The sequence below is a fragment of the Thermobifida cellulosilytica TB100 genome (genome assembly GCF_001517975.1).
Lineage (GTDB): Bacteria > Actinomycetota > Actinomycetes > Streptosporangiales > Streptosporangiaceae > Thermobifida > Thermobifida cellulosilytica.
In genome coordinates this window covers 454139-467142 of sequence record NZ_KQ950182.1, presented here as the reverse complement: position 1 = coordinate 467142, position 13004 = coordinate 454139, and the positions used below count along the sequence as shown (strand labels likewise).

The 13004-nt window shown below is 73.3% G+C and carries 9 protein-coding genes and 3 tRNA genes; 1 reads left to right on the top strand and 11 read right to left on the bottom strand.

The features are described 5' to 3' along the window. Positions 1–4: 4 nt before the first annotated feature. The 10 genes from AC529_RS12205 to AC529_RS12165 form a co-directional block, all read right to left on the bottom strand. Entirely contained in the window at positions 5–463 is a 459-nt protein-coding gene (locus tag AC529_RS12205; protein WP_068756684.1) for a MaoC family dehydratase N-terminal domain-containing protein, read from the bottom strand. 207 nt (positions 464–670) lie between these two features. Beyond that, the gene (gene rpmG / locus AC529_RS19665; RefSeq protein ID WP_083948166.1) at positions 671–835 is read right to left on the bottom strand and encodes a 50S ribosomal protein L33; all 165 of its coding nucleotides are present in this window, start codon (positions 833–835) and stop codon (positions 671–673) included. 85 nt (positions 836–920) lie between these two features. Beyond that, positions 921–993 (bottom strand) — tRNA-Met (locus AC529_RS12200). A gap of 114 nt (positions 994–1107) precedes the next feature. Next, positions 1108–1183: transfer RNA gene (locus AC529_RS12195), tRNA-Thr, on the bottom strand. A gap of 112 nt (positions 1184–1295) precedes the next feature. Continuing rightward, a complete protein-coding gene (locus AC529_RS12190) occupies positions 1296–3380 on the bottom strand; it encodes an AAA family ATPase (protein ID WP_083948164.1) in 2085 nt (694 codons plus the stop codon). A 167-nt stretch (positions 3381–3547) separates the two neighbouring features. After that, entirely contained in the window at positions 3548–7891 is a 4344-nt protein-coding gene (locus AC529_RS12185; protein WP_068756680.1) for a TIGR02680 family protein, read from the bottom strand. Between the two features lie 145 nt (positions 7892–8036). Then, positions 8037–9248: a TIGR02678 family protein gene (locus AC529_RS12180; protein WP_068756679.1), complete on the bottom strand. Its 1212-nt coding sequence runs from the start codon at positions 9246–9248 to the stop codon at positions 8037–8039. A 64-nt stretch (positions 9249–9312) separates the two neighbouring features. Further along, positions 9313–10077 carry a DUF2397 family protein gene (locus tag AC529_RS12175; protein ID WP_232306712.1) on the bottom strand — a complete coding sequence of 255 codons (765 nt, stop codon included), beginning with the start codon at positions 10075–10077 and terminating at the stop codon, positions 9313–9315. A gap of 137 nt (positions 10078–10214) precedes the next feature. Beyond that, the gene (locus tag AC529_RS12170; RefSeq protein ID WP_068756677.1) at positions 10215–10931 is read right to left on the bottom strand and encodes a nuclear transport factor 2 family protein; all 717 of its coding nucleotides are present in this window, start codon (positions 10929–10931) and stop codon (positions 10215–10217) included. Between the two features lie 173 nt (positions 10932–11104). Then, positions 11105–11186 (bottom strand) — tRNA-Tyr (locus AC529_RS12165). A gap of 235 nt (positions 11187–11421) precedes the next feature. Here AC529_RS12165 and AC529_RS12160 point away from each other — a divergent pair. Beyond that, entirely contained in the window at positions 11422–11919 is a 498-nt protein-coding gene (locus tag AC529_RS12160; protein WP_068756675.1) for a YajQ family cyclic di-GMP-binding protein, read from the top strand. An 87-nt stretch (positions 11920–12006) separates the two neighbouring features. On the opposite strand, the gene AC529_RS12155 is transcribed toward AC529_RS12160, so the two are convergent. Next, the gene (locus tag AC529_RS12155; protein ID WP_068756927.1) at positions 12007–12900 is read right to left on the bottom strand and encodes a M48 family metalloprotease; all 894 of its coding nucleotides are present in this window, start codon (positions 12898–12900) and stop codon (positions 12007–12009) included. Positions 12901–13004 lie beyond the last annotated feature (104 nt).

Here is a 13004-nt window from a genome sequence, read left to right as displayed (position 1 = left end):
TCACTCACTTCCCGGCCGGTTCGGCACCGCGCACGACGAGCATGTTGACCGAGGTGACGACGTGCTCTCCGGAGACGGTGGCGATGTCGCTGTCCAGGGTCAGCATCTCGTTGCCGCCCAGCGCCTTGATGCCGGTGATCGTGGTCCGGCAGGTCACCCGGTCCCCGGCCTGGAGGGGACGGCTGTAGCGGAACCGCTGGTCCCCGTGGACCACCCGGGAGAAGTCCAGGCCGAGCTCGGGGTCGGCGACGGCCTGTCCGGCACCCTCCATGCCCAGGATGATGGGGAAGGTGGGCGGTGCGATGACGTCGGCGTACCCGGCCTCCCGGGCACGGTCGGGGTCGCGGTAGAGGGGGTTGGGGTCACAGATCGCGTCCGCGAACTCGCGGATCTTGACGCGGGTCACCTCGTAGGGCTCGGGGAGTTCGTACACCCGTCCCAGGTAGTCGGGGTTGATCGCCATCGACGTCCTTTCCACACCGTGTGTGGTCTCATCATGCCGGGTCGCCCGCGACGGCCGAAACAGGTCCAACACACCGGTAGCCCAGTGAGCGGGTGCTCACTGGGCTACCGGGAAGTCCAGACCGTGTCCGGTCGGAACCTGGAATCCACCACGACCGCTGTGGGCCGCGCCGCCCGTCCGGGAACCGGCGGCCTGCGGAGGGACGGCCTAGCGGGTTTCCTTGTGCTCCCGATGCGTGCGGCAGTTCGGGCAGTACTTCCTCAGCTCAAGGCGGTCGGGGGTGTTCCGACGGTTCTTGCGCGTGATGTAGTTACGGTGCTTGCACTCCTGGCAGGCCAGGGTGATCTTCGGCCTCACGTCGGTGGCAGCCACGTTGGAGTGCCTTTCTCGACTGAACAGCAACGGACACTGAAAAAAGCCCGCGTGAGCCCTGGATACCAGGGGTTCGCGCAGGTAGTAGCGGAGGCCGGACTTGAACCGACGACACAGCGATTATGAGCCGCTTGCTCTACCGACTGAGCTACTCCGCCTTGGAGTCGGGGAAACCGTCTCATCTGCGATGATACCGGACCCCGAGAGGACCGGCGGGCGAGCTTCCCGCCGACCGACCACCTGAGTGGACCGGATCTCATTCAAGGTGGTGGTGGAGCCCCTTTACGGAATCGAACCGTAGACCTTCTCCTTACCATGGAGACGCTCTGCCGACTGAGCTAAAGGGGCACGCTTCCTTGGCTTCCCCCCTTTCGGGGTTCCGCCCGTCGCGTTGACTCGAATATACATGCCTTCCGGGGTGCTCTGCCAACTCGAAAGCCGCGGAGGCGATCACCGCCCCTCAGTCCGTCACCCAGACGTTGGACATGGCGTCGCGGTGGATGGTCCGGACGGACGCCGGGAGGCCGAGCCGGTGCAGCGCGTCGGGCAGGCGGGTGTCGTGGGTGAAGACGACGAGCTGGCGGTGGCGGCCCACCTCGGCCAGCACCGCGGCCAGCCCTTCCACGGTCTCGGTGTCCATCGCCTGGACGGGGTCGTCCAGCAGCAGGAAGCCGAACGGGTTGCCCGGCACCAGGGTGCGCGGCAGGCAGATGGAGAGGGCGAGGGCCTGGAACTCGCCCTGGCTGAGCAGTCCGGGCGCGTTGTCCGGCCCGTCGATGCCCTCCACGCTGACGTCGACGGCCACCCGTCGCTGCGCCCCCCGGCCCACCAGGCGCAGCGACGCCAGGTCGATGTGGCGCTCCTGGCGCAGCCGCGCCCACACCTTCTCCGCCTGGGCGGCCAGGGGGTTCAACCGCTCGGCGCGCATCTCGCGGGCCACCGAGGAGAACCAGTCGAGGGCCTGGCGGGCCGGCTCCAGCCTCCGGTGCGCGTCGAGCGCCCCGCGGGCGTCCTCCAGCCAGGCGCCCAGTTGCTCGGCGAGCCCGGCCCACCCGTCGGTGGGGTCGGTGAGGCGTTCGGTGGCGGCCTTGCGTGCGGCGATCGCGGCCGAGCGCAGCCGCCGGCCGACGGTCTCGATGTGCGTGGCCAGTTCGGTCAGGTCGGTGATCTCCGCCCCGGCCGCCCAGTCGGCCCAGATCCGCCCCAGTTCGCTGTCGGGCGGCAGCCAGGAGGGCGGCGGGGCCATCAGGAAGCGGGCCTGGTCCCGGGCCGCCTCGGCGCGCTGGTAGGCGGCCGCGGTGCTGGCGGCGACGGGCTCCAGCCGGGCGATCTCGGCGCGGGCCCGGCTCGCCCAGGCCGGTCCCAGGGCGTTGTGGGCGCCGCAGGTGGGGCAGTCGGTCTCGGCGGGGTGCCGCTGGTGGTGCTCGAGGGCCTGGCGCAGCAGCTCGACCACGCTGCGCGCCCGGTCGCCCTTGGTGCCCACGGTCATGGCGATCTCCATCGCGGCCCCGCGCAGCTCGCTGACCACGTCGTTGATGAGGGAGCGCTCGGGCACCGACAGGCGGCGCAGGCGGCGCAGCACGACCTGCTGGGCGGGGTCGGCGGGGCCGTTGTCCGCGGCGATCGCGGCGAGCCGGTCGAGGTCCAGCGTCGAGGAGGACAGCAGCTCGACGGCGGTGCGCGCCCGCGGGTCGGCGCTGGCGCGCAGTTGGTCCAGCAGGTAGGGCAGGTCGTGGGCGGGGCGCTGCGCGGTCTTGGCGAGCCGGTCGCAGGCCTTGGCCAGCCGACGTTCGATCTCGGTGAGCTCGCTCAGGCCCAGCAGCGTGGTCAGCGTGTCGTACAGCTCGGCCGAGCGCCCGGTGACGGTGCGGCCCAGCTCGTCGTAGGAGAGGAAGGGCCGGTACCGGTTGAGGTCCTCGCCCCAGCCGAGGCTGGCCAGGCTGCCGACCTCGCCCGTGGGCAGGACCACCTCGCCCCGGGCGGAGCGGACGCTCTCGCCGGTCCAGACCCGGGTGACCCGGGTGGTGCCGGTCTCCCCCGCCCGCTGGAGCTCGACCGTGATTTCGGTCACATCGTCGAAGTGGAGATTGCGCCAGCCGTCGCGCCAGGCGGCGGGCATGCCGTCCCAGCGGAGGTTGCGGCCGGTCAGCGCGGCCTCGACGGCCTCGGCGAAGCTGGACTTGCCGGACCCGTTGCGGCCGACGATCACGGTCAGCCCGGGGCCGGGCGGGAACTCCAGGGTGGCGGCGCGTCCGATGCCGCGGAAGCCCTGGACGCGGACTCTGCTGAGGTAGCAGCGCCGGGCGTGCCGCACCGGCGGGACCGGTTCGGTCTCCGGGAGCGGCAGGTCGACCTCCTCGCCCCGGACGCAGGCGGCCAGCGCGTCCTCGCCGTGGACGGCCGCGGCCACCCACCGGCGCGCCGCGGGGTCCAGGGGCGAGCGGGCCAACCGGTCCCAGAGGGCAACTGTTCGGGGGGACGCCGACCGCTGCCGCGAGGGTTCTGCCGAGAATCCGGCCTGGGAGGTCGTTACCGTCGTCACCACACCTGCTCCGTTCGTGGCCTCGCCTTTGCAGATTAGGACAGATAGGGCGAATTACACATCGCTCTCCCCGTTCGGCTGCGGGGATCCGCGCGGTGGAACAGGTCCGTTCGCGCGTTGCCTCCACGGTCCGCCTCCACCGCCCCAACCGGCAGAAGAAGTGGCCGATCTCACACTCCATTGAGACGGCGCCGGTTGCCGTCCCAGGTGAAGTGCAGGGTGGCGATCCCGGGTTCGGCCGGGTCGCGCAGGCATTCATAGATATTGAGCCGGGGGACGCTCGGAAAGCAGCCCCAGACACGCTCAGAGGTGAGCACGAAGTCCAGATCCAGTTCCACGAGCATGCCGAGCAGGCGGCCGTGGGTGGGTTCGTCCACCTTGGCGAAGGCGTCGTCGAGCAGGATGAGCCGCGGGGTCTGCGGGGCGTCCAGGGCCAGCGCGGTGAACTGGGCCGCCGCCGCGGCGAACAGCACCAGGTAGGCGATGACCCGCTGCTCCCCCTGGCTGAGTGCGGTGCGGTGGGTGAGCCGGCGCTCGCGTTCGGGGTGGGCGGCGTCGGTGACGTAGACGGTGAAGGCGAACCAGGACCGGTAGTCCAGGGCGGCGCGCAACTGGGCCCCGCCGGTGACCGTGGGGTCGAGGCGGCGGATCGCCTCGATGCAGCGGCGCAGGGCGTCGCGCAGCCGGGTGGCCTCGACCCGGGTGCGCGTGTCGGCGGGGCGGCTCAGCAGCGGCACCACCGCGCGGATGTCCTCGTCGGCGTCGGGGGCGAGCTGCCACTCCAGGCGGACGCCCAGTCCCTGGGAGGTGGTGACCTCGCCCAGGACGCTGTTCATCGCGTCGATGAGCTCCCGCGCCTCGGTGATCTGGCGGGAGAGGTGCCCGGCGAGCTCGCCGAGGAGGTGCCGCTCGTAGGCCTCCTCCTCGCGCACCGCCGCGGTCTCCTCGGCCTCGGCGATCGCCTCGCTCAGCCGCTCGGCGTAGTCGACGATGTCGTGCGCCCCCCGGTCGTCGTGGACGGTGACCCGCTTGACCCCCGCGGGCTCGGTGAGCTCGGTGCGGGCGCCGACGGCGGGCGCGGCGGCCAGGCTGCGGTGCAGCTCCTCGTGGCTGTGCAGGATCCCGCTGTCGTCGACGTCGGAGTCGGCCGGGTCGAGCCCGGCCTCGACCGCGGAGACCAGCGCGTCGAGGCTCTGGATGCGCTTGGTGAAGTCGTCGCTGCGCTCGGGGTCGGCCTCCGCCGCGTCGTAGTCGGCGATGGGGCCCTCCGGTGCGGCGAGGTCGGTGAGCCCGGCCGCGGCCAGGAGTCCCCGGTCGACCTCCCCGGACGGGGTCGCGAGCAGGGCCCGCAGGCGGGCCCCGGCGGCCAGCGCCCGGCGGGCCTGCTCGGCCCGCTCGACGGCGGCCGCACCGTGCCGGGTCTCCGCGGCGACCCGCTCGTCACGGGCGCGCTGGGCCTCGCGCTCCAGGGCGGGCAGGGCCTCCCCCGCCTCGCGGGCGCGGGCGCGCACCTGCTCGATCGCGGCCCTGACCTGGGCCGGGTCGGCGGCCCCGGCGCGGTCGGTCAGCTCGGTCTCGCGCCGCACGGTGATCATGTCGCTGATGGCGGCCCCGGCCGCGTCCTCGGCGACGATGCGGGCCTCGCGGGCGCGCTGCCAGTCGGCGACGTGCCGCCGGTAGTCCTCCAGCCGTCCGGCGAGGATCTCCAGGTCGCGGTGGGCCGCCGCGATCTGCACCCGCAGCGCCCCCAGGGAGCCGCGGATCCGGGCGAGCTCCTCGTACTGGGCGGGCAGGCGGTGCTCCAGCGCGGGTCCGACGAGGGCGCCGCGCAGGGACAGCGCGGTGGCGCGCGCGGCGTCGGCGGCGGCGCGGGCCGCGGCGTGGTCGCGCACCGCCTCGGCCAGCCAGGCGCGGGCGTCGTCCAGGACGGCCCAGGCCGCGGTGAGGGCGGCGCCCGAGGGCACCGACCGGTTGATCCGCAGCAGGCTCTCGTGGCGGTTGTCGATCCCCGCGCGGCGCTCCTGGGCCTCGGCGAGCAGCGCCTCGGCCATCTCGATGCGCCGCTCGGCCTTGGCGCGGTGGCGTTCCAGGGCCTGGGCGCGGGCCGCCTCCCCGATGTACTCGGCGGCGGCCTTGTGGTGGCGGCCCTGGGCGACGCCGAGCCGCCAGCGCCCGTCGAGGGAGACGTAGTTCTCCGGTCTGCGCCGGGGGCCGGTGGTGCTCTGGAACCAGGAGTGCTCGGGCTGGTTCTGCTCCTGCTCCTCGTCGCGCAGGCGGATCGAGGAGAGGATCGCGATGACGGTGCCGCGGTCGACCTTCGTGGCGCCGACGGTCTCCAGGGGGACCAGGACGTCCAGGAGGGTGCGGCCGCGCAGCGGTTCGACCGGGCTGAGCAGCAGGTCGTGGGTGTCCTGGTCGACGACGGTGCCGTCGGGGGTGATGAGTCCGGCCAGGAGCCCGGACGCCTCCAGGGCGGCTTCGAGTCCGGCGCGCTCCTCGGCGGTGAGCCGCTCGGCGAAGTCGACCGCCAGGTAGAGGGGGATCCCCGCGTCGGGGTCGCGCGGCGCGGTGGCCCAGAACGGTCGGGGGGCGGTGACGGGCGTGGTCTCGTCGGCCCGGCGCTCGGTGAGCTCGTCGAGTTCGGCGGCGAGGTCGCGCTCCTCGCCCAAGGCGGCGTCGCGGGCCTCGCGCACCTGTTCCAGCAGCGGCTCGACGATGGCGTGGGCCCGGCGGGCCACGGTCTCGGGGAGGGTGGCGGGCAGGACACGGAAGGCGTCGTCGAGCGGGGGTTCCACGCTCTGCTCCAGGGCCTCCAGCTCCGCCTCGATGTCGGCGTCGGGTGCCGCGGCGCGCAGGGCGTTGCACCACTCGCGCACGTCGGCGGCGTAGTCGGCGCTGGCCTCGCGGACCTTCTCGATGGCGGCGCGCTCGCGTGCGCGGGCGCGTTCGGCGTGGCTGTCGGCCCACTCGGCCTCGCTGTTGAGGTCGGCCTCGCGGCGTTCGGCCGCCTCCAGTTCCAGGGCGCGGCGGTACAGGTCCTCGGCGATCGCCTCGCGTTCGGCGGCGGCCGCGTCGGCGCCCGAGAGGCGGTCGTGGAGTTCGGCCAGCCTGCGGCGGAGGCCGACGATCTCGATGCCGAGCACGGGCGGGCGCTCCACGGGCTGTTCGAGCCCTTCCAGGTTGACCTGGGTGGTGCTCTCCCGCGGGGCGAGGGTGACGCGTACCGGCTGCGGGACCTCGCCGAGGGAGGCGGGGTCGATCCCGCCGGCGCGCGCGGTGTCGCGCAGGCCGAGGTGGAGGCGGCGCAGGCCGCCGATGCCGCGTTCGATGGCCGCGGTGTCGGTGTCCAGCCTGTGGTGGGCCTGGGCCTCGGCGGAGCGGGCGTGCTCGCCGGCGACCCAGGCGGCCTCGGCGGCGCGGATGTAGGCGGCCGCGGCGGCGTAGCGGGCCTCGCGCTCCCCGTCGGTGACGCCCCCGGCCGGGCGCTCGGTGCTCGCGTGGAGCGTCGCGGCGTCGGACGCCGCGGTGTCGCGGCTGCGCGCGAGGCGGTCGCGCTCCACCTGGATGCTGCTCTCGGCGGAGACCAGGGAGTCGAGTTCGGACTCCAGGCGGGCGAGTTCGGTGTCGCGCTCCTCGAAGGCGGTGATCTGGGCGCGCACGGTCTCGGCCTGGCGGCGCAGCACCCCGTGCAGGTAGCCGCGGTAGTCGGCGAGGAACTCCGTGGTGCGCTCGTGCACGGTGCGCAGCGCGGCCAGCCGGGAGCGGGCGCTCTCCAGGTCGGTGATGTTGCGGGCGACCTGGTCGAGGACGGTGTCGTCCATGGGGGGCAGCGCCTCGGAGAGCACGGAGGCGAGCTCGCCCGCTTCGAGGCGTTCCCCGACGGTGGGGCGGCGCAGCCGGTAGAGCAGGTGGATGAGGTTGCGGTACCGCATGGGGTCGTCGAGGCCGAACAGCTCGCGCATGACCCTGGTGCGGTAGCCGAGGGCGGTGTCGTAGCAGTTGTCGGGGCCGACGGCGGAACGCAGCCGCTCCACGGACAGCGGGCGGTCGCCGTCGATCAGGACGAGGTCGTCGCCGACGCGGCGGTCGGTGACGAAGAACACCGCGCGCGCCTCGGGCTGGTCGGGCACGGCGATGACGGCGGCGCCGAGGGTGCGGTACTGGGGCCGGCCGTCCTCTCCGCGGCGGACGAACTCGATCCACAGGTAGCCGAGGGTGGCGGTGTCGGACTCGGTGGCGGCGGCGGTCCCGGTCTCGGTGGCGGTGCGTCCCTCCAGCATCAGCCAGCGCAGGCTGGTGCGGCTGGTGCCGGTGGTGTCGAGCCGCCGGGCGTCCCCGTCGAGGAGGAAGGGCAGCAGCATCTCCAGCGCCTTGGACTTGCCCGCTCCGTTGCGCCCGCGCAGCAGCAGGCGCCCGTCGGCGAACTCGAAGACGTGGTTGTCGTACTGCCAGACGTTGTGGATGCCGGCACGTTCGAGCCGGTAGCGCTTGGGGAGGGTGGCGTCCTGTCTCATCGGCGGTCCTCCGCTCCGTACCGCTCGTCCTGGTGCCCGCCGCGCCGGACGGTCGGGGCGTCGGGGGTGGTGTCATTGTCCCGGATGGGGGAGCCGATCGGGAGGCTCCCGGCCGTCGTGTGGACGGGGGTCGTGCCGTGCCCGTTCATTCGGCACCGCTCCGGGGGAAGGCGGAGTCGCGGTAGCGTGCGGCGGCGGCCAGCAGGTGCCAGCCCTCTGTGGGGCGTTCTGCGCCGTCCGTGGCGACGCGGTCCAGCAGCCGGCTGTCGCGGAGCAGGGTCAGCACGCGGGCGGCGAGGTCCTCGGGGTCGGGGACGTGGCTGACCGCGGTGCGCGACCACTGCCGGGCGTCGTCGTCGACGACGGCGGCCAGTTCCGCGTCGAGCAGGTCGGCCGGGATGGGGACCGCGTGGCTGAACGGTGGTGGGGCGAGCATGGTGGCGAGGCGGGACAGCAGGGTGAGGGCGGCCTGGCTGACCGGGCCGGTGCCGGGGAAGGAGGCGGGGCCGGTCACCCCGCGGGCGTCCGCGGCGGTCTCGCTCGGCATGATCAGGGCCACCCCCTCGGCCCGGACCTCCGTGTCGCAGCCGAGGAGTTCGGCGAGTTCCGCTGCGGCGCGCCACTGGTGTCCGGCCAACCGGACGCGGTGCGGGGTGTCCAGTTCCTCCCGGTAGACCACCGCGGTCTCGGCGAGGAGGCGGCGCAGGGTGAGCTCCACGGCGTGCTCGTCGGAGGAGACCGAGTCGCTCTGGGCCAGGGCGACGAACTCCTCGGGGGTGGTGGTGGAGTGCGGTACGCGGGCGAGCACGTGCTCCGCGATCCCGTGGTTGACGTCCAGGACGACCTCGCGGGTGCCGTCCACGGCGTAGTCGGACAGGCTGCCGTCGGCCTCGGTGAGCGCCCCCCAGCCGACGAGCCGGGCAAGGCCGGCGACGAAGGCCCGGCGCTCGCCCAGGCGCTGCTCGGGGTCGAGGGAGAGTCCGGCGTCGCGGGCCGCGGCGCGCACCCCGGCGGCCAGCTCGGCGACGGTGGTGCGGGCGTCGGCCTCGGCGAGGGCCGCGAGGGTCAGGGTCAGGTAGGTGTAGGCGCGGGGGGTGAACGGCGCCCCGCTGTCCCGGTGGAGCGGGGTGGTGACGGTGCGGACCAGCCCGGTCTTCACCAGCCGGGCGTAGTCGTCGGCGACGACCAGTTCGTAGCCGAGGACCCGCCGGAACCGCCGGACGAGCCAGTCGGAGTGGGCCTGGACGAGGGCGAGGTCCTCGGGGTGGCTGCGTGCGGTGATGAGCGGGTCCGCCAGCAGTCGGCGGGCCGCGGCCTGGCGCTCGATGGTGAGGGCGATGTCCTCCTTGGCGGCCACGGTCTGGCGTCACCTTCCTGACTGGTGGGTGGGGCGTGCTTGGGGGATTCTGGCACGGGTGCGGTCAGGATTCGGGGACGTCCGGCACGGCGTCGGCCGCCGGGTCCGCGGCCTCCCGGAGGTCGTCCGCCCCGGCTTGCGGCGCGGTGTCCTGTTCTTCCTCGTCGTCCCGGTCGGGGCCGTCCTCCTCTTCCGGTCCGTCCGGGCCGGGGTCGGTCCGGTCGTAGGGGGTGGTGCGCAGCCGCAGCCCGGTGAGGGTGAGGTCGCCGTCGTCCTCGCCGATGGTGAGGACGGCGCCGGGGTCGTGGCGCACGTGCAGTCGGATGTCGAGTTCCAGGTCGCCCGCGCTGACCGGACCGGAGGTGGCGTCGCCGGACCCGAGCGCACGGGTGAGGAGCTCCATGAACACGCCCAGGGCGGCCCGGGACATGGTGAGCCGACCGGCCCGGGGGGTCAGGCCGGCCAGCAGGGAGCGCACCTCGTCGGCGGCGGAGCGCCGCCAGTGGGCCTCGGCCTCGGCGGCGTCGCGGAGCCGTGCCTGCTGGGCGCTGTGGTTCTCGGCCGGGGCGAGCGTGCCGTGGCCCGCCGGCCGCACCGTCGAGGTGTCGACGGCCGGGGCGTCCCACCAACTGGAGGCCGCCGCGACGTTCTCCTCCACGCTCCCGCCCAGGTGCCGGGCGGGGTGGAGGGCGAAGGCGGCGGTGTAGAGCCGGTGTGCGGTGTCGGCGTCGGCCTGCTCGAACCAGGAGGCCAGCCTGAGCACGGCGGCCCGCCCGTGCCGCGTCTGCGCGCGGCGGCCCGTCGGCTCCCGGATCACTGAGTCACCCACACCTCAGCAGACTAGAGACCTCCCGGTCCTGCTGCGTCCCGAATCCCCTGAGATCTGACTCGCTCCGACCCGGAAATCCGCGCGGTGACATGCCGTTTCTCCCGGACCGGGCCCCAGGAAACGGTTTTTCGGGCCCATCAGCCCTGTGACCTGGCGTAATCGCCCGATGTCTCCCAGTCGAGGAGGGTCACGGGCTCGTCGCCGACCACCCAGGCGTCGTGGTGCGGCGCGATGCGGATCGTCTCGTCCTTCGTCGCCTCGAACTCGCTGCCCTCGGCCATCCGGACGTGGAGCGTGCCGGAGAGGATGTAGCAGAAGTGCGCGTAGGTGCACAGTTCGGTTCCGGCGATCGGTTTGACGTGGCGCGACCAGCGCCAGCCCGGTTCGAAGACGGCGCGGGCGACGTCGCTTCCGTTGCCGCGGAGCAGTTCCAGGCGGCCCTTCTCGAAGGTGCGGACCTCGTCGGCCTCGGCGAAGGTGCGCGTGCGGGTCCTCACCGGCGCGGAGGTGCCGCCGTCGCGGGCCCGGATGCCGGACTGGTGCACGATCCTGCCGCTGCGCAGGTCGAGCATGGCCGTGATCAGGGCCTGGGAGCCGTCGGGGTAGGTGCACCGCTGGAGGTAGGCGGCGTGGTCGCCCTGGACGACGAACTGCTCGACCTCGTTGCGGACGGCCCGGTCGAAGAGGTCGTGCAGCGTCCTGCCTATGGCGTCGCGGCCGTGCGCCCGCAGCGGTTCGCTCGGCGGGCTGGTGCGGTCGACGAGCTCGTAGTCGGCCTCCTCGTCGAACGTGGCGAGCACCGCCTCGACGTCGCGGTGTTCGATGGCGCGGACGAGTTCTTCCTGGAGGGTCACGGCGGCCTCCCGGAGTCGTGTGCTGCTTCCCTCTCTGGAAGCCTGCGTCCGGGGAGGCTTCGGGCTAACCCAAGACCGGGTCATCCTCTGGTGAAGTCCGGCCGGGAGCCCGGGACGACGAGAAGCGGCCTTCCGCAGGGTTTCCCCTGGTGGAAGGCCGCTTCTGCGAGGTGTGGCAGGTGTAGGGTTCGAACCTACGTAGGCTGAGCCGGCAGATTTACAGTCTGCTCCCTTTGGCCGCTCGGGCAACCTGCCTTGTGGTGCGTTCCGCTCTTCGGCGTCGCGCATGAATGAGAATAGCGGACAGCGGCGCGGAGGCGAAATCGGACACCGGCTCTCCCGGCTCCACGGCCTCTCCGGGCGTACCGGGCTAAGCTCTGTCACTGCTGTGGCCGGGGCCGCGGTGTACCGCCGCCCCGGTCACGACCGATCGCGATCCATCGGCCGGACCAGGCGTCCCCGGCCCAGGAACTTGGGGGTGCGAGCAGACGTGGCTGCCGAATCCAGCTTCGACATCGTCTCCAAACTCGACCGGCAGGAGGTGGACAACGCGGTCAACCAGGCCGGTCGGGAACTGTCGCAGCGCTTCGACTTCAAGGGGACGGGCACGACCATCGCCTGGGCCGGCGACCACGCGGTGGAGATCAGGTCCACCTCCGAGGAGCGCGCCAAGGCCGCGCTCGACGTGTTCAAGGACAAGCTGGTCAAGCGCGGCGTCTCGCTGAAGGTCCTGGACGCCCCCGACGAGCCGAAGGCGTCGGGCAAGGAGTACCGGCTGCCGATCGCCCTCAAGGAGGGCATCAGCACCGAGAACGCCAAGAAGATCTCCAAGATGATCCGGGAGGAGTTCCCCAAGGGCGTCCGGGCGCAGATCCAGGGCGACGAGCTGCGGGTCAGCTCCAAGAAGAAGGACGACCTCCAGGCGGTCATCGCCATGCTGAAGAACAGCGACCTGGACGTGGCGCTGCAGTTCGTCAACTTCCGCTGACCGCGGTCCGGCCCCGCCGGAGCCGGACCGCCGACCGGGCGCGCCGCCCCTCGGGCCGCGCGCCCGTCGCTGTCGGGGCGTGCCGGGTCACCGGCGTCCGTCCGGCCCCCCGCCCGGCCCGCCGCGGTTCCACCGCGCGGCCAGGTCCTGGAGGCGGCGGATCCGCTCCCGGGCGGGCGGGTGGACGGTGAAGAGCCGTCCCGCCAACTGGTCGGCGAAGGGGTGGGCGATCATCAGGTGCCCCGAGGTGAGCAGCCCCCGGTGGGTCGGCAGGGGGTGGGTGCGGGCCGCGACCTCGATCCGGTGCAGGGCGTTGGCCAGGCCGACGGGGTCCCCGGTGAGGCGGGCGGCGGCCTCGTCGGCCGCGAACTCCTGCGCGCGGCCGACCGCGGCCCGGACGACCGCCGCGGCGAGGGGGCCGACCGCGAGGAAGATCAGCCCTTCCAGCAGCCCCTGCCCGTCCTCGTCCTCGGAGTCGGCCAGGGGGAGCAGCAGGGACAGCGCGGTGAGGGACGTGATGCTCAGCGCGAGCATCGCGGCGACCGTGCCCACGACGGTGTCGCCCCTGCGCAGGTGGACGAGTTCGTGGGCGATGACGCCGCGCAGCTCGCGCTCGTCGAGCAGGGAGAGCAGCCCGGTGGTGCAGCACAGGGCGGCGCGCCGCCGGTTCCACCCGGTGGTGAAGGCGTTGGGCGCCCTGGTCGGCGACAGGTACAGCCGTGGCATGGGCTGCCGTGCGTCGGTGGCGATCTCCCGGACGATCCGGTACAACTCGGGCTGTTCGATCTCGCTGACCGGGCGGGCGTGCATCGCCCGCAGCGCCATGGTGTCGCCGAAGAGGTAGATGAGGCCGTTGACGACGGCGACGACGACCAGCCCCAGCTTGACCCCGGTGATCCCTCCGCACATCCAGCCCAGGACGATCAGAAGTATGGAGAGACCGACCACGAGCGCTGCCGCGCGGAACGCGTTGTGCCGCACGCCCACTCCCCTCCATGCCCGTAAGGCCCGGTCCACCTGCCCGGTCGGTACACCGTGACCAACGTCCGGACCCGGTCCCGGCGTTCCCCGGGACGGGCCGGGGA